Raw genomic sequence first — 19,825 nt, 5'->3', positions numbered from 1 at the left:
GAGGGTAGGCGGCGCGATGTTTCTCATCGTCATTTCTTCAATCTCTCTGTACTTCATCACTTGATCGGTCACGAAAGTCAGCCAGCCGAAAACCAGTGCAAGCCCGACCCAAAGGAACACGGTGAAGCGCGGTCGGCTATTCATGGCTTGCCTTCTGTGTCGCAGGGTCTTCTGACCAGTGGGGGCGGCGTCATTGGCACCAGTTCCTCAGGCGGAAATACGCCATCTTCGTAATAGAGGTAATTAGCCCTGACCAAGGCCCGTGCCTCAGCGCTAAGCCTCGGCCAGCCCGGTTTATCGTTAAGTTTCAGAAATGAATCTTCGTCCATCCGCCAATCCGCTATCGCAATCAGCACCTCCCGAATCTGCGGGTCGTCCAAGCATTTAGCCTGCCCCACCGCCACATCCATTGCCGTCACCCACCGATGGTTTTCCGGGCTGCGCAAAACCGCCGAGTGATAGCTGTTGTTGCCCCACTCCTTGGGATCGACCGCTAGACGGGCGCGGATTTCGTTGGGCGTTTCTTCGCGCTCAATTAGAAAGTGATCCGCGATGTCGAGCATGGGGTTACCCAGCACCACGGTCTGGCGCAGCACGCGCGTTTGGTCGTCTGCTCCCTTGCCCTGATTCCAGGCAGCTAACGCCTTAGCCTCCGACACGCGTGCTGGGCTATGGCGCAGTTCAACCCATTTGAACGTGGCGTTGCTATTGCCCAATGCGTTGTTCTGTGAAACCGCGTCTGGTGCGTCGATACCCGCGCGGGTCGGGCTGCCCGTGATGGCTTCGCCGCCGAACATCTGCGGCGCATACGGCGGTGTCAGGGGCTCGGCATTGATGTAGCGGGTTTCACCTATGCCTGTGGTGTTTTGCAATATGGCGGGGATTAGCTGATGTTCTGCTGAATAGCGGTCGCCCATGACGCGTAAGGGCACGAGGCTGGGGTCTGTACCCACGTAGATCGGTTTTTCGTTGCGGTGCCGTGTGCTCCACAGCCGCTGATAAAACCCCGAAGGCATGGCCGACATTACGGGCTTGCCATCGGGTAAATGTGATGGAACACCAAAGGTGCCAATACCACTGACATCGTTGATGCCAACGGTAGAGTCATCATGGCTGAAATACAGATAGACCTTGCCGCGATTGTCGCGTTCGGGAAACACCACTGTGTTTTCATCCGGCCCCAGGCGCTGCCCTTGTTGCGGTGACCAGTGCGGGCCGGTGCGACCGCCATAAGCGGGTTGCCCGTATTGCAGCTCACTGAGAGACGGCATGGCATGAGGCGTGGCCGTCACTGCACGTACGATATCTATCAGGGTGCCGAGGGTGTCGGAGCCTTCCGGCGTTTTACTCGGTAATAGTGAATACGGCGAGGCGACCATGATTGCGCAGTCGGCGCAACGTTGGCCGCGATCTACCAGTAAGGCCTGCGCAAGCAGGGTGATCAGCGTGCCCTGGCTGTGCCCCATGATGGTGATGGTTTCATCGGGGGCCAGGCGTCTAGCTTCACTGACCAGCATGGCCAGGCGGTGGGCTGCCAGGATGAAATAGCGACGGTGTGGATTGGCCCCCATAAACAACGTATTGGGCAGCGCAAGATTAGCCAGGTGCCGGGTGAGGGTGTCGAACCCCTCACCGAACATCTCCAGCAGGTTGTTGGTGGCGTTGGCGAAGAACCCGCCGCCCTTGGCGAAGTGACGGTCCAGGCGGTTGTTGAAGTTGTCCTGGTACTGGGTGCGCAGCTTGGTCGGGTCGCCGTTTTTGTCGCGTTTGATTTCGTCTGGCGCGGCACGATAGCCCCAATAGAACGGGATGAAACAGCTGCGAGTATTTTTATCGGTGCTGCGTTTGTAGAGGTGGGTGTCGGGGTCGTCGAGCCTGTTTCGTTCGGTACTATTTAAATCCTTTACCGGAACCGCCTTTGCTGCCGCAAACTCAGCGCCATAACGTCCAGCGCACAAATCCGGGCGATTCAGCCGCTCGTTCAAGCCTTGAAGCAATCCGGTTTCCACCGATTCATACGACGCGCCAGGGTCGTTAACGCCATGCAAAAAAATCACGATGCCGGGCATGTCACGCGGAATGGCGACCCGTCGATCCCCCGGTCGATTGGGGACAAGCCGACTGCGTTGTTCGGCGATAACACTGTAGTTGGGGTCGCTCATGCCTGAGTTCCTCTGAGGGCTGCCATCAGCCCATTTCACTGGGGTTCGATGCCTGGCTCGTACTGATTCAACAGGTGCTCAAACGTAGTGCTGCCTGCATATTTGAGCTTGAGCCGTTGCAGTTCAGCGTCCGTGCCTCGGCATTGCTGGTTTATGTCGTCGATGACCTGCGCTTGCTCATCTCCTGGATCGGGAATTTCGCCACGCAAGTGGTCGCATAGGTCCCGTTGTTCAACGAATTTACTGATATCGCTGGGAGTTTGTTCCGACCCGCAAGCCGCTTGAGTCAATGCGAGTAAAACCACTGCCGCTACTGAGAAATGGGTCGTCATGGGTTACTTTCCGTCCGTTGACCAATGGGGCTTGTCCTTATTTCCCCCCACAAACTTGATAACGCCGTAGGTTTTCCCCACAGCGTGCAACTCAATATTCATTGAGGTTCGAGGCTCGGTATGGATGATCACCGCTGTACCTGATGCATTATTGACAGTGAGGGTCCCCGCCCAACTGATCGTCGTATCGATGGCGTTGCCTTCGATATGCCGGGACGTTAGGGAGGGAGAGGTTTTAAGGTTTTGCATGCCATATGCATTGACCATCGCTTTAGCGCCAGCCACGGATTTAACACGAGAATAAGCACCTGCATCGTCTTGATGGGCCCACTCAATATCGATGCCTTCACGTTCCGGCACTGTTTGTGGGTCGGCGTTGTTGTTCACGATTTGCCATGCCCAGTGCATGAGGAAGGCCCTATTGGCAGGCCGCAACGTTGCAGAAATGCTGACGGTTGCGCCTGCGGCACGAAGCGCAGTCATAAAGGCCGTTGCTTGTGTCGAAAACGGTGCCGCCAAGTCATCCAGGCTGACGCTGGTCGGAAATTCACTCACCCAAGAGCGGCCACTGGGTTTTTTCGTGGAAATCTCAACAATCACAGGCGTCTGGTCCGACGTGGGAGTGAGGTTGTGTCGCGCTATCGTCATCGTAAGGCACCTCGATTCTGGCGATTTGTGGTGTGTCGGATTGCACGGTTTGGGTGTTGCCGTGCTCGTCAGTGATGCCGACGACGACATCGCCGGACTCCAGCTGAATTCGATATTTCACATCGCTGAGCGGCATGCCGGTCTGCTTGTTTTTGATGAGAAAGGTGAGGTCATACGGGCTGTTCTGGCTGGGCTGCGCAATTTGCATGGCACCGCCAGTGCCCGCCGAACCTGCGCCAAGCAACGGTTTCAAGGCATTCACCTTGGCGAGTTGCATGGCGTCTCGCTGAATCTGTTCCGTACCCCCGTCAGCTCCAGTGATCCCTTGCACCACGCTGCCATCCTCCAGCGCGACGTGATAAGCCTGCGATAACGCAACAGCCTTTGGGTCACCTTCAAAGTGCAAAACATGGCGTTGGTCCGCCCCATCACGGCCAAACGCAGGCATCGGTGCGCGGTCGGTTTTGGGGCCGACCCAATCATGGTCCGCCGCATGCACAATGGCGCTGCCCGACGTACCGATCTCGATGCCGCCGCCAATCTTGATGTAGCTGCCGTCGTCGGCGACCAAACGAATGGTCGGTGCCGTCAGGACGATTTCACCTTCAGCCGCTGAAGCGTGCAGGTTCTTTTGTGCATTGAGGGCGATGTCGTCGTTTTGGGCCTGAACCAGTACCTTGCCGCGATTGGCGATGGCGCTGATGCCAGCGTCCTGGGCAAACGCGCAAATACCTTGGCCCGCGTGCAGGCGCATGGCCGCGCCGCTGGTCATTTGCAGGTGGTCCTGCGCGGTAGTGTCGTGATTACCCCCCGCGTAATGGGCTTGGGAGGCCGGGGTGGCACTGACAATACCTGCCTCGCTGGTGATGGCGATCAGCGGTTCACCACTGGCTGAGCTGTCGGCCGCGGGCCACTGGTTCAGGGTGTGGCGTAACGCTTGGATACCCGCGTAATCGAGTGCCTGCGCGCCTTGTGCCGTCGCGGTTTCGCCCAATGACTTAAACAGGTCGGCACACTGGCTGAGCAATTCCAGCAGGGCTTCACGGCCCAACTGCGGGTCTTGCGCCTGATGCTTGGCGTAGGTAGTCAGCAGCAAGCCTTGCGCGGCGCGTAAGGCTATTGCGGCATTGGTACGCAGTTCTGCACCGTTGCCCAGTGGGTGGGCCTTGCCTTCGTTGCGCGGCGTTGTCAATTTGCCCAGGTTTAACGCGCTGTCCTGATGGCGGCTGGCGAGCCGGGTGCGCAGTTCACCTGTGGTGTCATCGAACAGCAACTCGTTGTAGCCGCCGCCTTTGTGTTCTTTTGTCTTGATCCCGCTCAGGGCGCTGTTGGTCGGTAACGGCTTCAACCCGGCCACATCGCTGAAACGTGGCGAGTGGTGAAGGCTGTTGTACACCGTGCCGGTGATCAACGGCTGGTTAATGTCCCCGGCCATAAAGCTCACCACGACTTCCTGCCCGATACGCGGCATGAACTGATGGCCAAAGCCGTCCCCGGCGCTGGGGTGGGCTACCCGCAGCCACGCGGTGTCTTGCGCATGCTGCCTGGCGCTGTCGCGTTCATTGGGCTGTTCGCGTTGCCAATGAAAGCGCACTTTCACGCGTGCCCACTCATCGGTGTGCACCTCACCCAAGGCGTTTTCGCCGACCACGATGGCGGTCAGAGGCCCGGCAACCACAGGGCAGGGCGTCAAGCATTGAGGGCGATAAGGAATATGACGACGGATGCTGGTGAAGGTGTTGCTGTAGTCCGCTTCAGCTTCGTTGAGGTAATTGTTGTGCCCCTGATGCTGCACGCTCAACAACAGAAACTCATTAACCGTGGCCCCTGGCTCGCGCGGATTGCTGCCTTCATACGCCTGTGAGGGATCATGTCGCAGGTGCTGCGTCAGCGTGAAGGTGTAACCCGGCACCATCGCTCGGCAATTGCTGGCACCGCGAAAGGTTTTGCCCTGCGCATGCAAGGCATCGCGGTGCCAGCCGACACGATTGGCCGTTTCGGCCCGGCTACCCGAGTGGTATTGCCCTAAAAAGGTGTACTGCTCAAATCGTACGGCGTCGCTGGCAGGTTTCAGAAAAGCTGTATCGATGTGTTCCCAAGGCGCTGCTTGCTTGTAATCGAAGGAGGGCGCACTGATGGCGTCGGACTGCTGCTGGCGGTGGGCGGTCCATTCACTGATGGTGTCGGCAGTGCCCGGGATCGAATGCGGGTGGTACTCAATGACCGGTTGTTGCTCCAGCGGCGTGAGCCTGTTGGAGTCATTGCGCACCACCAGCGTATGGCTTTGTGCGGTGTGTTCGAAGTAGAACAACCAGCCTTCTTGCTCAAGTAGGCGGCGTGCAAAGTGTTCGTCTGTTTCATTGAACTGTGTGATGCAACTGTGGGGTCTGAGGGGCGCGCCTTGCGCAAGATCGAATCGGAACTTGGCCATTACGCCGTAATGAGCAAAGACCGTGTGCAGCACATCGACTACGGTGCGGTCTTGGAAAATACGAGAATCTACCCGCTGGCTCAGGTACCAAAACCAGGGGCTCAACGTCGCCGAGTAATAGCTTAAACCACCGTCATTCTTCAGGTGGTTGAAGCCTGTGATGTGGCCGTGAATGAAGCGGTGAGCGCCATTGGCCAATTCGACTTCAAGCCGTGTGGGTTGGCCGACCAGCGTCTTGAGTTCGAGCCGTGGGTCGCGGCTAAGCAGCGCCAACTCAAAGCTGAACGGTTGGGAAATCGCTTCATGGCCACTGAAGCTGTCCAGCAGCAGTTCGTGATCGGATTCAGTTTGAACAGCGAGTTTGATCAACCGGTGTTTGTGAGCCGAGAGAACGCAGGCTGGATCGGTGGGCATGCTGACCTCTTGTAGCGGAGGGCGGCGGACGCTTATCTACTGAAGGGAGGAAAGGTTCGCCTAGAGGCGAAGAGTTGAGCATGGGGGAAGGAAAATGGCGTGTCGGATGGTTGCCTAATTTGAGTAGGAACCCTCTGTAATTGCTTGGCGGGTTTCAGATAATGGCAGTTGAAAAGCATGCTCCAAGCGAGAGCGTCAGGATTGAAGACCGTTTCTATCGGTCTGACTGGTGCTTACACCGTGCCTGCTCAATTCGGCGGCAGCAAGAATCGCCCTACGACCGGTAAATGATCGGAAATGCTCAGCGTATCTTGCTGGCGCACATAGCCTTCGATGCGGTCGAGTTTTGTGCTGTAGACCAGGTAGTCGAGTGTGCGGTCAGGCTCTGTGGCTTTTGGGTTGTTGGGGAAGTGAGTCAGCCACAATTCGCGGTCGATGCCGGTGGCGTCTGGGTTGCTGGGGATCATGGGGTACTTTTCCCAGAGCATATGCAGCTCACTGTCAGGCGAATACCCCAGGCGCAATTGCGCCGGCAGGCGCTGGAACTGGCCGATGGGCAGCAGGTTGAAATCCCCCCCGATTACCCAGGGGGTGCCTTGGCTTTCGAATTTGTCGAGCAGGGAGGCGGTGCTTTGCATTTGCCGATGCAAGTTGCTGTTGTCGAGTGTGGGCGCGTCCAGTTGCGTGTTGATGGCGATCAGTTGGCCGCCGTCGTTGAGCGGCAGGTAATTGACCAGCAACGCGGGCTTGGGCTGGAACTGGCGGCTAATGAAGTTGGCATCCGCCACGGGTAATTGCAGGCGTTCGGCATGCTCAATCTGGTAACGGCTTAGCGTGACCAGTTTGCGCCCCACACTGCCGAAAATACGCCAGTCCGGTACGAAGTCGGCTTTCCAGGTGAAGGCCTGGGTGCTGCACGGGTACAGGTCTACCAGGCGTTCTTGCAACAGGGCCAGTTGGTCCTGATAGTCGCTGGCCTTGGCGTTTTCATCGAGTTCTTGCAGCAGCACCAGGTCAGGTCGCTCATCGCGGATCACGCGGGACACTTCATCCAGGCTAAATGCCATGTCTTCGCCGGTGGGGCGGGTGTCCGGGCCACTGCCGTCGTTCAGGTCGTACCAGAACACATACCGCTTGCCCGCCAGGTACTGCACGTTCCAGGTCATGACCTTGAGGTCCTGGCCAGGCACCAGCATGGGGGTCGATATCGGGCAACTGAATGACAGCACCTCTTTGGTATCGGGGCGCCACGTCATGCTGTAAATCAGGCTCGCCAATGCTGCTGAGGCCAGCAGCACGCCTATCACCGTGTTACGCAGAATACGTGGCATGTCGGGGGCTCAGGCTTGATGCGGTTCAGAGGATTCGCCAATCAACATAAACAGGCGGAACAGGACAACCGTGATAAACAATTGCAGAAAGCCGTTGAGGCTTTCAAGGACAATCGAGATCAGCAGGTTGTCGTCTTTGGGCAAGAGCGAAAAGCTGAACTCCTTGAGCAACATCAAGGGCCCCAGCACCGCCAGAATGCACACGAACAAGCGCCAGAAATGGCCGCGAGTCATGACCAGGCTGGCCTTCATGGCCATTAGCGGCGGCTGGCCACGCAGCACCAACTGGTATTCGGCAAACGCGAGCACCACGGTCAGGTAGATCCCCGGAATGAAGAACATCGACAGGCCAAGCACAATCAGCAAGGTGCTGATGGCGGCCAGCAGGGCGAACTTTGGCCACAGGGTGAGCGCCCGTGCCAGCACGTCGCGGTTGCTCGGGCTTTCGCCTCGGCTGCGGGCGTCGAGAAACAGGATCAGGGCGCTGGTGTACAGCGGGTAGGCGAGCAGGCCGACCACCATGCTGTAACCGGGGGAGGCATCGGGGCCCACAGTGCCGTCAACGAGGCGTTGTAACACAGCCTCAAGAATGACCAGGGGCAGGCACAGCGTCACAATCTGGCCGAGATTGCGCTGGACGAAGTACAGGGAGTCGCGAATAACAGTCAGCGGATTCATTATCAGGTATCAGCAGTCAAAAGCGGTGCGCCACTTTAACCGATGAGCTGCACCTTTGAACAAATGTAAGCAATCGGTAAGGTCGGTTGAAACGCATGCCCTTGCCCCCATAACCTTTGCACTGCCCGGCAGTGCACCTTGCAGGCATGCCCGCTTGGAGCCTGCCGTGCTGTGCAAGGCTCCGGTTTTTATCCGCCATCCAATGAGGTCGTCATGAACAGCGAAGAACAAACCCTGATTGACGGGTTGTTTACCCGGCTACAACAGGCTGAAAGGGAGGCGGCCCCGCGCGATGCCCAAGCGCAAGCGCGGATCAACGAACACCTGGCGCGTCAGCCAGCAGCGGCTTACTACATGACGCAAGCCATTCTGGTGCAAGAGGCAGCGCTCAAGCAGCTGGATCAGCAGAACAAGCAGTTGCAAGCCGAGCTTGACCAGGCCCGCACCCAACCCGCACCCGCTTCATCGGGCGGGAGCTTTTTGTCCGGCATGTTCGGTGGCGGCAATCGCGCGCCCGCACCCGCACCCGCTCCTGCGCCGGCACCGACTACGGGCGGCTGGCGTGATGGGCCGTCGTCGCCCCCGGCGGCACCTGCTTTCGCGCCCCCACCCGGCGCAGCGGCCGCGGCTCCCGCCTCAGCCTCTGGCGGCGGGTTTATGAGCGGTGCCTTGAAAACGGCCGCCGGTGTGGCGGGTGGCGTGATGCTGGCACAAGGGCTCAGCAGCCTGTTTGGCCATCACTCGCAACCGCCCGTCGTTGAAGAAATCATCGAGCAGCCCACGCCGGTCAGTGACAACGGTTGGGGTGGTGATAATCAGCAATATGCCAGCAATGATTACAGCAACGTTCCAGACGCCGGCCTGGACGATGATGGCTTTTTCTCCGACGACGATTCCTTCGTTTGATCCTTTGCCGCCCGGGGTGCTCGCGTGCACGTCGGGCGGTTTATCCGCGCAAGGCCCTTGTAGGCTGGCATACTGCTATTTCGTTTCTTCAGTTGCTTGCCCGCTGCCAGGGCATCATGAGGTAGGTCGGTGAAAAGAATTGCAGTCTTCGCGGATGTGCAGAACCTCTATTACACGGTGCGCCAAGCGTATGGTTGCCACTTCAACTACGCCGCCTTGTGGGCTGACATTCGCCAGCGCGGTGAAATCGTCGAGGCGTATGCCTATGCGATCGACCGGGGTGACAGCAAGCAGCAGCAGTTTCAGCAGATCCTGCGCAACCTCGGTTTCACGGTAAAGCTCAAGCCCTACATCCAGCGCAGCGACGGCTCGGCCAAGGGGGACTGGGATGTGGGTATTACCATCGACATCATGGATGCCGCCGCCAATGTGGACGAAGTGGTGCTGGCTTCGGGTGATGGCGACTTCGACCTGTTGCTCGAGCGCATTGCCAGCAAGCACGGCGTGCAAACCGTGGCGTACGGCGTGCCGGGTTTGACGGCCAACTCGTTGATCCGTGCGGCCGGCCGTTATATACCGATTGAAGGCAGCTTGCTGCTCAAGTAACTCTTTTTTGACAGGATTGACCCCGTTTGGAACGTATTGCGGTTATTGACTTTGAAACCACCGGCATCTCCCCCAGCAGCAGTTGCCGGGCCACGGAAATCGCGGTGGTGATACTTGAGCAGGGGCGCATTGTCGACCGCTACCAGAGCCTGATGAACGCAGGGGTTCGGGTGCCGGGCTTTATCGAGCAACTGACTGGCATCAGCAACGCGATGTTGCGTACAGCCCCCTCGGCCGAGCGGGTAATGAATGAGGTCAATGAGTTTGTGGGTATCACGCCGCTGCTGGCGCACAACGCGGCGTTTGACCAAAAGTTCTGGGACTTCGAAATGGGCCGCATCAAGCGTACCCGTTTGCAACACTTTGCCTGTTCGTTGTTATTGGCGCGACGGTTGATGCCGGCAGCCCCCAATCACAAGCTCGGCACGCTGACCGCCTTTGCGGGCCTGCCCCATACGGGCCAGGCTCACCGGGCCATGGCCGATGCCGAAATGGCGGCCAACCTGCTGAGCCACTTGGCAGAACAACTGCGCCAACAGCACGGCTTGCGCGAGTTGAACCATGACCTGCTGCGCAGCCTGCAAAAAGTCCCGGCGGCCAAGATCAACGAACACCTCAAGCGCTATCGCGGCTTTTAAACGGTTTCCCTGGAGCCGCCAGTCGCCGCTCGATGGCTCGCGGTCGTTTACCGATCAAAAGGTCGCGAGCCCGTTCGCTTTTACACGGGGCCGAGTCGGAAAAAGTGTACGGGTCACTTTTGGTGCGTTCTGTTACTTATTATTTCGCCACCCTTTGTCTAGAATCCTTGCACCCCTGCCTCTGCCCCTGAGTTGCCCCATGCCTGCTGTACGCCGTTTTCCGTTGCAATTGATTGGTGCTTTCTTTGCGCTGTACGTGATTTGGGGCTCGACCTACTTGGCCATCCGGATCGGGATTGAGTCGTGGCCTCCGTTGATGATGGCCGGGGTGCGGTTTTTGGTGGCAGGCGGTTTGATGTACGCCTTTATGCGCTGGCGTGGTGCGCCGGCCCCAACTTGGGTGCAGTGGCGCTCGGCGGCCATGATCGGCTTTTTGCTGCTGGCCTGCGGTAACGGCGGCGTGACCCTGGCGGAGCATTCTGGCGTGGCGTCTGGCGTGGCGGCGCTGGCGGTGGCCACCGTACCGCTGTTTACCCTGCTGTTTGGCTATTTTTGGGGGGCGCGTAACACCCGCCTGGAATGGGCCGGCATCCTCCTCGGGCTGGTCGGCATCGCCATGCTTAACTTGGGCTCCAACCTGCAAGCCAGCCCCATGGGCGCGGCCTTGATTCTGTTTGCCGCTGCGGCCTGGGCCTTCGGCTCGGTGTGGAGCCGACACCTGCCGTTGCCTGCCGGGCCTATGGCCAGCGCCGCTGAAATGCTCACGGCGGGCGCTGTGTTGCTGGTCGGTAGCCTGCTGAGCGGCGAGCGCATGACCGAAATGCCCACCGCCGCCGGTTGGGGCGCGTTGCTGTACCTGGTGTTTTTCGGCTCGATCATCGCCTTCAGCGCTTACATGTACCTGCTTAAAAATGTGCGCCCGGCGGCCGCGACCAGTTATGCCTACGTCAACCCGGCCGTGGCGGTGATGTTGGGTATCGCATTCGCGGGCGAGAGCATCGGTGCCGAAGAGTGCTTGGCGATGGCGGTCATCATCAGCGCCGTGGTGTTGATCGGGTTGCCGCAGTGGCGTCAGAAGAAACTCGACTGAATTAGGGTAAACTGCGCGCCATTGCACCTCTGCGCTGACCCTTTTCGACGGTATCCCCCATGACATTCGCCACCCTTGGCCTGATCGAGCCCTTGCTGCGCGCCCTTGAGCCGCTCGGCTACAAGACCCCAACCCCCGTTCAGGCTCAAGCGATTCCCGCTGTGCTGGCCGGCCGTGACCTGATGGCCGCGGCGCAGACCGGCACCGGCAAAACCGGCGGTTTCGCCCTGCCGTTACTGCAATCGCTGACCATGGAAGGCCCGAAAGTCGTCAGTAACTCGGTGCGCGCGCTGGTGCTGGTGCCCACCCGTGAGCTGGCTGAGCAGGTTCACGAGAGCATTCGTCAGTACGCCGAGCACCTGCCGTTGAGCACCTATGCGGTGTACGGCGGTGTCAGCATCAACCCGCAAATGATGAAGCTGCGCAAAGGGGTGGATGTGCTGGTGGCCACGCCGGGCCGTTTGCTCGACCTGTATCGCCAGAAGGCCGTCAAGTTCAACCAGTTGCAAACCCTGATCCTCGACGAAGCCGACCGCATGCTCGACTTGGGCTTCAGTGAAGAACTACGCGACATCTACCGCGCCTTGCCGAAAAAGCGCCAGACCCTGCTGTTCTCGGCCACTTTTTCCGATGCCATCCGTGCCTTGGCCGAGCAAATGCTCGACAACCCGCTGAGCATTGAAGTCAGCCCACGCAACGTGGCCGCCAGCAGCGTCAAGCAGTGGGTGATTCCGGTCGACAAAAAGCGCAAACCCGAACTGTTTCTGCACTTGTTGCGCAGCCAGCACTGGAAACAGGTGCTGGTGTTCGCCAAAACCCGTAACGGTGTGGATGAACTGGTGGGCAAACTTCAGGCCCTGGGCGTCAACGCCGATGGCATCCATGGCGACAAGCCCCAGGCCACGCGCCAACGTGCGCTGGACCGCTTCAAGGCCAGCGAAGTGCAGATTTTGGTGGCCACTGATGTGGCCGCCCGTGGCCTGGACATCGAAGACCTGCCGCTGGTCGTCAACTTTGACCTGCCCATCGTGGCCGAAGACTACATCCACCGTATTGGCCGCACCGGCCGTGCCGGCCAAAAGGGCGAAGCCATTTCGCTGGTGTGTGCGGACGAAGTGAACATGTTGTCGGCCATCGAGATGCTCACCCGTCAGACCTTGCCGCGCCATGAAGAGCAAGACTTCGAGCCCGAGCACCGCGTGCCGGAAACCGATGCATCGGGTCAGGTGATCAAAAAACCGAAGAAGCCGAAAAAACCGAAAGCGTCGGGTGGCGGTAAACGCAACCTGGGCAAGTGGGTGGACAGCGGCGAAGTGGCCTCGGCCGAGCCGTCGGTCAAACCGGTGCGTAAAGTGCCCGTGTTCAACACCGGCCCGCGCAAACGCAAGCCGTAACCCTGTAGGAGCGAGCTTGCTCGCGATCTTTTGCTCTTAAAAGATCACCAGTCATCGAGCTTCTGTTGGCTGCACCTACCGGTGTTTAGCCTTTAAACCAACTCAAAACCCCCAACCCGGCCGCCCGGCCACTGGCAAAACAGCCGGTGAGCAAGTAACCGCCGGTGGGGGCTTCCCAGTCGAGCATCTCGCCGGCACAGAACACGCCGGGCAATCGCTTGAGCATCAACTGTTCATCCAGCGCCTCAAAGCGCACGCCGCCGGCGCTGCTGATGGCTTCGTCCAACGGGCGGGCCTGGGTCAGTGTCAGGGGCAAGGCTTTGATCGCGGCGGCCAAGTGCGCAGGGTCATTGAAGGCCTCTGCCGGTGCCAACTCCCGCAGCAACGCAGCTTTCACGCCGTCCAGCCCCACTTGGCTGTGCAAGTGCTTGCTCATCGAGCGTGAGCCGCGTGGCTTGGCCAGCGCGGCGCTGACTTTATCCACAGGCTTGTTCGGCAACAGGTCGATGAGGAGCGTGGCTGAGCCGTGCCGGTTGATCGCCTCGCGAATCGGGGCCGACCAGGCGTAAATCAAGCTGCCTTCAATCCCGCTCGCCGTGATCACGCATTCGCCCAAGCGCGGCGCGCTATCGGGTAAACCAATGGCAATGTTTTTCAGCGGTGCGCCTGCAAACTTGCTGCGCATCAGCTCGCTCCAGCCCGCCCCATCAAACCCGCAGTTGCTCGGTTGCAGAGGGGCCAGTTCAACGCCGCGCTCGGCCAGTCGTGTCATCCAGGCCCCGTCGGAACCCAGTCGCGCCCAACTGCCGCCGCCCAACGCCAACACCACGGCGTCGGGCTTGAGGTGTTTTTCGCCTTCGGGGCTGTCGATGCGCAGCGCGCCGTCCGCCTGCCAGCCCAACCAGCGATGACGGGTGTGGATAACGACACCGCTTTCGCGCAGGCGCTTGAGCCAGGCGCGCAGCAGGGGGGCCGCTTTCATGTCCGTGGGGAATACCCGGCCCGAACTGCCGACAAAGGTTTCAATGCCCAGGCCATGAATCCACTGGCACAGCGCGTCTGCATCAAAGGCGCGCAGCAGCGGTGCTATGTGCGCAGCGCGTTCGGCGTAACGCGACAAGAAGGCCGGCCAGGCTTCGGAATGGGTGATATTCATGCCGCCGACCCCGGCCAGCAAAAACTTGCGGCCTACCGAGGGCATGCCGTCGTACAGGTCGACCCGCACGCCAGCCTGACTCAATACCTCGGCGGCCATCAAGCCAGCAGGGCCGCCGCCAATAATGGCCACGTGACGGGAAGGGGAGGAGGGTTGAGTCATGACAGGGCTGCATCTCGGCGAAGTAAGCCGCGCATTCTACCTGACTGCATAAAACGCGTTGGGTAGCCGGTCGACGTTTGATGGCCCGCGAGGTTTTAAAGATCAAACGATTGCGAGCCCGCCCGCGCCTACAGAGTGCTGTACAAAAAACGTACAGCACTCTGTAGGCTATACGTGGCGTGCCCTGTAAGGGCTTTCACTCAGGTTATCCACAGGCGGTTCCACAGGCATTGTGGGTAACACGGCACGGTTTAGTTGCAGCCTGATGACACCCAGACCTTTTGTGCACTGTGATGCAGAATCCCATGGCGACGTGCCAGGGCCTTGCGGTCTTTGCTGTAACCGCCGCCAATCACGCCGACCACCGGGATATCACGGCCCAGGCAATGGCGCATCACACGTTCATCGCGCGCGGCCACCCCGGCATCGGTGAGTTTCAAGTAACCGAGGGCGTCGTCCTGATGCACGTCGACCCCCGCGTCGTAGAGCACCAGGTCGGGCTGATACAAGGGCAGCAGGTAATCCAGCGCTTCGTCGACCACTTGCAGGTAAGCCGCGTCGCCCATGCCCATGGGCAAGCCAATGTCCCAGTCGCTGTGTGCCTTGCGGGCCGGGAAGTTCTTTTCGCAATGCAACGACACGGTGATGGCCTCGGGCGTGTGCTCAAGGATACGGGCCGTGCCATCGCCCTGGTGCACATCGCAGTCGAAGATCAGTACGCGGTTGACCCGGCCGCTTTCCAGCAGGTAATGGCTGATGATGGCCAGGTCATTGAAAATGCAAAAGCCGGCGGGGTGGTCATAGTGCGCGTGGTGGGTGCCGCCCGCCAAGTGGCAGGCCAGGCCATGCTTAAGGGCCATTTCAGCGGCCAACAGCGAGCCGCCCACCGCGCGTACGGTACGGCGCGCCAGCGCTTCGCTCCAGGGCAAGCCCAAGCGGCGCTGATCGTCGCGGGCCAACTCCCCGGCCATGTAGCGTTCGATGTAGCCACGGTCATGGGCCAGCGCGAGGATATCCACAGGGCATAGCGCGGGGCGCAGCAGGTCGGCATCCCGCGTCAGGCCGGTTTCAACCAGGTGGTCGCGCAGCAAACGAAACTTGTCCATCGGAAAACGGTGCTCGGGCGGGAAGTCCGGGCTGTAGTCATCGTGGTAAATCAGCGGCACAGGCATAGGGATTTCACGTCGTAGCGAGCGCAGGATATTAACAGCGCTGTACACTGCTCGACATGGAAAAACCCGGCAACACACCGGAGGGGGCGTATGGAACAGATTGAGGAACTCGAAAGTGCCCGTCTGCGGCTGCGCCCTTGGCGTGACACCGATTTGCCCGAGTTTGCAGCGATGTGCGCCGATCCGCAGGTCATGCGGTACTTCCCGGCGTGCTTGAGCCGTCTGCAAAGCGCGGCGTTGATAGGCCGCGTTCGTGGCCATTTCGCCGAACATGGTTTCGGCCTGTGGGCGCTGGAACGCAAGGACACGGGTGCGTTTATCGGCTTTACAGGGCTGATGAATGTCAGTTTTGCCGCCCCCTTTTCCCCGGCCGTTGAAATAGGCTGGCGTCTGGCCCCAGAACATTGGGGGCTGGGGTACGCCAGCGAAGCCGCATGGACCGTGCTGCGCTGCGGGTTTGACCGCTTGGCGCTGGAGCAGGTGGTGTCGTTTACCAGTGAGTTGAACCTGGCATCACAAAAGGTGATGCAAGCCATTGGCATGCAGCGCGATGTGGACGGTGACTTTGAACACCCGACACTGCCAGAAGGGCATCGGCTAAGGCCGCATGTGCTGTACCGCATCACGCGGGCACAATGGCTGCAAACCCTGCATGGGTAAACGGTTGCTGAATTTATATTGACCGGCGCGACCCTGATCGTGTCGGTAATGCTTTGTGTGAGGAGACGCTGAATGAGCCAAGTGTTGGATGATCTGGTCAATTTACTGACCCTGGAACCGATCGAAGAAAACCTTTTTCGCGGCAGCAGTCAGGACTTGGGCTTTCGCCAGTTGTTCGGCGGTCAGGTGCTTGGGCAATCGCTGTCGGCCATGAGCCAGACGGTTGAAGACGCTCGCCATGTGCACTCGCTGCACGGCTATTTTTTGCGCCCTGGCGATGCCAGCCTGCCGGTGGTGTACCAGGTGGACCGGGTACGTGACGGCGGCAGTTTCAGCACGCGCCGGGTGACGGCGATCCAGAAAGGCCAGCCGATTTTCACCAGCAGCGCTTCGTTTCAATACGACGAAGGCGGCTTTGACCACCAAACCACCATGCCTGATGTGGTCGGGCCGGAAAACTTGCCTTCGGAACTGGACATGATTCGTCAGTGCGCGCACTTGATACCCGAGCCGATGCGCGAAAAGCTGCTGTGCGAAAAACCCATTGAGTTTCGCCCCGTGGTGGCTGAAGACCCGTTCAACCCGGCGGTCAGTGAACCGGTCAAGTACGTCTGGTTCCGCGCTTACGGGCCACTTCCCGACGCGCCGGCACTGCACAAGTACCTGTTGGCCTATGCCTCGGACTTTGGCCTGTTGACCACCTCGTTATTGCCTCACGGCAAAGGGGTTTGGCAAAAGGACATGCAGGTGGCCAGCCTGGACCACGCGTTGTGGTTCCATGCCGACCTGCGCGCCGATGACTGGTTGCTGTACGCGATGGACAGCCCGTGGGCTGGCAACTCACGCGGTTTCTCCCGGGGCAGCGTCTACAATCGTGCCGGCAAACTGGTTGCTTCCGTGACTCAGGAAGGTCTGATTCGCCATCGCAAGGACTGGGCATGAGGCTCAAGGAGATAAAGCACTGGGTGTTCGACATGGACGGCACCCTGACTCATGCCGTGCATGACTTCGCGTTTATCCGCGAGTACCTGGACATTCCGGCGCAGGACGACATCCTCACCCACCTCGCCGGCTTGCCCGCTGACGTGTCAGCCGCCAAGCACGCGTGGTTGCTGGAGCACGAGCGTGAACTGGCACTGGCCTCAACGGCCGCGCCGGGGGCTGTTGAGCTGGTGCGTGAACTGGTGGCCCGTGGCTGCCGCCTGGGCATCTTGACGCGCAATGCCCAATCGCTGGCGCAGATCACCCTCAAGGCCATCGGCCTGGACGACTGCTTTGCCCCGCAGGACGTGCTGGGCCGCGATTGTGCGGTGCACAAGCCGGACCCGGACGGTTTGCTCAAACTGGCACGGGCCTGGTCGGTGGACCCGTCGAAGATGGTGATGGTGGGGGATTACTGCTTTGACCTGGCATGCGGTCGTGCGGCGGGCAGCAAAACCGTACTGGTCAATGTGCCGGTCAACCCGTGGCCGGAACTGACCGACTGGCATGTGCAGGACTGTTTCGAGTTGCGCAAACACCTGGCGTGACAGCCCCGCCCCCCCGTAGGCGCGAGTTTTTGATCTTGAAAGATCGCGAGCAAGCTTGCGCCTACGGTCCGATCAGTGTCCGAACAAGGCTTTTTGCCCTTCAGGCGAGGTGAACATCTGGTCGCCGTTGTGCCCCACGCCGGGTACTTCGATCAGGCGTTGGTTCAGGCCATGGGGGTGGCGTTGGGTCAAGTACTCGAACCAGTATTTGCCACGCGCCAGCCGAAACGCGCCCTGAGCCTCGGCCTCGCAACGTTTGTCCAGCGCCGGGTGGTTGGGGTCGATGTCTTTGGCACCCAGCAAGTAGGTGATATCGCGTTGCACATACGCCTGTTCCAGTTGTGCGGGTTTTTGCTCACCGGCGTAGGCAGGCAACCCTTCAAGGCCGTATTTCCAGGTGTTAAACCCTGGGCAACTGGCCGGGTCAAACGTCGGTATCGGTCGCTGCGTATTGAAGTAGGCGTAGGAAGACGGGTTGGCAATCACATAGCGCACCTTGATCCCGTGGGCTTGCAACGCTTTGTCGGCCCGGGTGGTGACGGCATAACGCTGCACCACTTGGGCACCGCCGGAATGGCCGGCAATCACCACCTCCCGTAAAGCCGGGAAGTTGTGACGGTTATTCAGGTGTTCGAGTATCTCATCCAGCGCCGTGTACGAACTGACGGGGGCGGGGCCTACGGCGGGCGCGCCCGCCATCCAGTCATTGGCGTGCCAGCGCAGCAGGTTTTGCGCCAAGGCATGACGGGAACCATCGCTCTGGTTAAGAAACTGCGGGGCGATGATCAGGGTTGTGGATAACTGCCCGGCTTGCGCCGCAGCCTGCTCGGCGCTGCGCAGGTACGTCTGTGCGTTGCGCAAGCGGCCATGAATCACAATCAGCGCGCGCTGTACCTGAGGCAAGGGGTGGTTCCAGTCCTGGCTCAGCCCGATACTCAACGCGCCGCTGCCAAGCGCGAACTGATCGGGGCTCAGCTCTTTAACCCCGTGTTCGGCGGCCTGGGCCGCTGAACAAATTATCCACAGACCCAACAGTGAGACGAACCCGCGTTTACTCATTTAAAGCCTCGCTGCCGAAAAGGTGTCGCATTGATTGATATCGCCCTGGGCAAACCCGGTCTTGAACCACTTGACCCGTTGTGCCGACGTCCCGTGGGTGAACGAGTCCGGCACCACGCGGCCTTGGCTCTGTTGCTGTAAACGGTCATCGCCAATGGCGTTGGCGGCGGTCAGGGCTTCATCGATATCGCCGGGCTCCAGCCAGTTCAGGCGTTTTTGCGCGTGGTTGGCCCACACCCCCGCCAGGCAATCGGCTTGCAGCTCCTGACGCACCAGCAAACCACCATCGCCTTCCATGCGCTGGCCCTGTTGACGGGCCCGCTGCAGGTTCGACGACACCCCCAGCAGGGTCTGCACGTGATGGCCCACCTCATGGGCGATCACATAGGCCTGGGCGAAATCACCCGCGGCCTTAAAGCGTTGCGCCATCTCCTGGAAGAAACTCATGTCCAGGTAGACCTTCTGGTCGGCGGGGCAATAGAACGGCCCGCTGGCCGCTGTGGCGTAGCCGCACGCTGAGCTCACCTGGCCGCTGAACAACACCAGTGTCGGGTCTTTATAGGTACGACCCGCCTGCTGAAAAATCTGACGCCACGTGTCCTCTGTATCGCCCAGCACAGCGCTCACAAAATCGGCCTGTTCATCGTGGGCGGGCGGGGCATGCCCGGTGGGCTGAGTCGCCCGAGGTGACGACTGCTCTGTGAGCTCACCGCTCAACTGCCCGAGGATCTGCATCGGGTCCTGGCCGGTCAACAAACCGAAGCCCACAATCACCACCACCGCCACCAGGCTCAAGCCTTTGCCGCCCCCTATGCGCATGCCTCCACCGCCACCGGTGCTTTGCCCCCGCACGTCTTCCACGTTGTCGCTGCGACGGCCTTTTTTCCAAAGCATGAACGAATCCTCTGATAAAACCTGTGTGTAATTGTTGCTGCTGAGTGGGAGCTGCGCCAGCCCGGTCGTCAGACGCTGATTTGGATGGGCGCGAGTATGGCATCGGGCTTTTAACATTCGCAGTAAAGCGCGACAGGATGAACCGGCTTTGGGTGGGCAATAGCTGACTGACGAGGAAAGAGGGAGGGACGCAATCTGTTTCGAATGCGGCAATTTCATGACGCGTACCAGCAGGGTGAACAGAGTGTGTCAGCACTGCTGACACAAATGCCCTGGACTCACCACCTGATGCTGTTAAGCCCATGAAAATCCGGCCATCGGTGTTTTACTGTGTGCCAGCAAGGAAGACGAAGTGGTTGAATACGCCCTGAATCGCTCGCTTTCACCAGCCATGATCGCTGAGTATCAGACCCGTTTGCCGGACAAGCAGGTTCTGCAAGCCAAGTTGCACGAGTTTTACCTGCAAAACCTGCGCACGGATGACGCGTAACCCATCGCCCCCCCCCCCCCCCCCCCGCGCCGCGCCCCCGGGGACGGAGGGATCCCGCCGCCACGACCGCCCC

18 protein-coding genes and 1 pseudogene are annotated in these 19,825 nt (G+C 59.9%); 9 read left to right on the top strand and 10 right to left on the bottom strand.

Annotated features, from left to right (window positions below):
• Positions 1–140: 140 nt before the first annotated feature.
• From Q1W15_RS13725 to Q1W15_RS13700, 6 genes are all read right to left on the bottom strand, one after another.
• Positions 141–2,162 carry a DUF3274 domain-containing protein gene (locus Q1W15_RS13725; protein ID WP_300729422.1) on the bottom strand — a complete coding sequence of 674 codons (2,022 nt, stop codon included), beginning with the start codon at positions 2,160–2,162 and terminating at the stop codon, positions 141–143.
• A gap of 35 nt (positions 2,163–2,197) precedes the next feature.
• Positions 2,198–2,494, bottom strand: a complete 297-nt coding sequence (locus tag Q1W15_RS13720; RefSeq protein ID WP_300729419.1) for a hypothetical protein — start codon at positions 2,492–2,494, stop codon at positions 2,198–2,200.
• Positions 2,495–2,497: 3 nt separating this feature from the next.
• Positions 2,498–3,094, bottom strand: coding sequence for a peptidoglycan-binding domain-containing protein (locus tag Q1W15_RS13715; protein WP_300729417.1), 597 nt, complete (start codon positions 3,092–3,094; stop codon positions 2,498–2,500).
• On the bottom strand, positions 3,084–5,987 hold the full coding sequence (locus Q1W15_RS13710; protein ID WP_300729415.1) for a type VI secretion system Vgr family protein: 2,904 nt from the start codon (positions 5,985–5,987) through the stop codon (positions 3,084–3,086). The genes Q1W15_RS13715 and Q1W15_RS13710 overlap by 11 nt, the downstream gene beginning before the upstream one ends.
• Before the next feature lie 248 nt (positions 5,988–6,235).
• On the bottom strand, positions 6,236–7,318 hold the full coding sequence (locus Q1W15_RS13705; protein WP_300729412.1) for an endonuclease/exonuclease/phosphatase family protein: 1,083 nt from the start codon (positions 7,316–7,318) through the stop codon (positions 6,236–6,238).
• Positions 7,319–7,327: 9 nt separating this feature from the next.
• Positions 7,328–7,996: a YciC family protein gene (locus Q1W15_RS13700; protein WP_300729409.1), complete on the bottom strand. Its 669-nt coding sequence runs from the start codon at positions 7,994–7,996 to the stop codon at positions 7,328–7,330.
• A 213-nt stretch (positions 7,997–8,209) separates the two neighbouring features.
• Between Q1W15_RS13700 and Q1W15_RS13695 the strand changes: the two genes are divergently transcribed.
• The 5 genes from Q1W15_RS13695 to Q1W15_RS13675 all read left to right on the top strand — a co-directional run bounded on the left by Q1W15_RS13695 (position 8,210) and on the right by Q1W15_RS13675 (position 12,630).
• Positions 8,210–8,902, top strand: a complete 693-nt coding sequence (locus Q1W15_RS13695; RefSeq protein ID WP_300729406.1) for a DUF2076 domain-containing protein — start codon at positions 8,210–8,212, stop codon at positions 8,900–8,902.
• A 129-nt stretch (positions 8,903–9,031) separates the two neighbouring features.
• On the top strand, positions 9,032–9,508 hold the full coding sequence (locus Q1W15_RS13690) for an NYN domain-containing protein (RefSeq protein ID WP_300729403.1): 477 nt from the start codon (positions 9,032–9,034) through the stop codon (positions 9,506–9,508).
• 26 nt (positions 9,509–9,534) lie between these two features.
• Complete coding sequence (locus tag Q1W15_RS13685) at positions 9,535–10,146, top strand: PolC-type DNA polymerase III (protein WP_300729400.1); 612 nt, start codon at positions 9,535–9,537, stop codon at positions 10,144–10,146.
• Positions 10,147–10,345: 199 nt separating this feature from the next.
• Entirely contained in the window at positions 10,346–11,236 is an 891-nt protein-coding gene (gene yedA, locus Q1W15_RS13680; protein WP_300729397.1) for a drug/metabolite exporter YedA, read from the top strand.
• Positions 11,237–11,295: 59 nt separating this feature from the next.
• Positions 11,296–12,630, top strand: coding sequence for a DEAD/DEAH box helicase (locus tag Q1W15_RS13675; protein WP_300729394.1), 1,335 nt, complete (start codon positions 11,296–11,298; stop codon positions 12,628–12,630).
• An 85-nt stretch (positions 12,631–12,715) separates the two neighbouring features.
• Here Q1W15_RS13675 and Q1W15_RS13670 read toward each other — a convergent pair whose 3' ends face one another.
• Together Q1W15_RS13670 and Q1W15_RS13665 are read right to left on the bottom strand one after the other, a co-directional pair.
• Positions 12,716–13,948, bottom strand: a complete 1,233-nt coding sequence (locus tag Q1W15_RS13670) for a TIGR03862 family flavoprotein (protein WP_300729391.1) — start codon at positions 13,946–13,948, stop codon at positions 12,716–12,718.
• A gap of 251 nt (positions 13,949–14,199) precedes the next feature.
• Positions 14,200–15,120, bottom strand: a complete 921-nt coding sequence (locus Q1W15_RS13665; protein WP_300729388.1) for a histone deacetylase — start codon at positions 15,118–15,120, stop codon at positions 14,200–14,202.
• A gap of 90 nt (positions 15,121–15,210) precedes the next feature.
• Here Q1W15_RS13665 and Q1W15_RS13660 point away from each other — a divergent pair, with 90 nt between their 5' ends.
• The 3 genes from Q1W15_RS13660 (at position 15,211) to Q1W15_RS13650 (ending at position 17,309) form a co-directional block, all read left to right on the top strand.
• On the top strand, positions 15,211–15,780 hold the full coding sequence (locus tag Q1W15_RS13660; RefSeq protein ID WP_300729385.1) for a GNAT family N-acetyltransferase: 570 nt from the start codon (positions 15,211–15,213) through the stop codon (positions 15,778–15,780).
• A gap of 72 nt (positions 15,781–15,852) precedes the next feature.
• Entirely contained in the window at positions 15,853–16,722 is an 870-nt protein-coding gene (tesB, locus tag Q1W15_RS13655; RefSeq protein WP_300729382.1) for an acyl-CoA thioesterase II, read from the top strand.
• Complete coding sequence (locus Q1W15_RS13650; RefSeq protein WP_300729379.1) at positions 16,719–17,309, top strand: HAD family hydrolase; 591 nt, start codon at positions 16,719–16,721, stop codon at positions 17,307–17,309. Before tesB ends, Q1W15_RS13650 begins: the two co-directional genes overlap by 4 nt.
• A 72-nt stretch (positions 17,310–17,381) precedes the next feature.
• Here the strand turns inward: Q1W15_RS13650 and Q1W15_RS13645 are convergent, their stop codons facing one another.
• Both Q1W15_RS13645 and Q1W15_RS13640 read right to left on the bottom strand, forming a co-directional pair.
• On the bottom strand, positions 17,382–18,368 hold the full coding sequence (locus tag Q1W15_RS13645) for an alpha/beta hydrolase (RefSeq protein WP_300729376.1): 987 nt from the start codon (positions 18,366–18,368) through the stop codon (positions 17,382–17,384).
• On the bottom strand, positions 18,369–19,262 hold the full coding sequence (locus tag Q1W15_RS13640) for a neutral zinc metallopeptidase (protein ID WP_300729373.1): 894 nt from the start codon (positions 19,260–19,262) through the stop codon (positions 18,369–18,371).
• A 301-nt stretch (positions 19,263–19,563) separates the two neighbouring features.
• Here Q1W15_RS13640 and Q1W15_RS13635 point away from each other — a divergent pair.
• Positions 19,564–19,752, top strand: a pseudogene (locus tag Q1W15_RS13635) (PDDEXK nuclease domain-containing protein); the annotation flags it as partial.
• Positions 19,753–19,825: the final 73 nt, after the last annotated feature.

The organism is Pseudomonas sp. (assembly GCF_030150285.1).
In the GTDB taxonomy this organism is placed as follows: Bacteria; Pseudomonadota; Gammaproteobacteria; order Pseudomonadales; family Pseudomonadaceae; genus Aquipseudomonas.
This window is presented reverse-complemented; position numbering and strand designations above follow the sequence as displayed.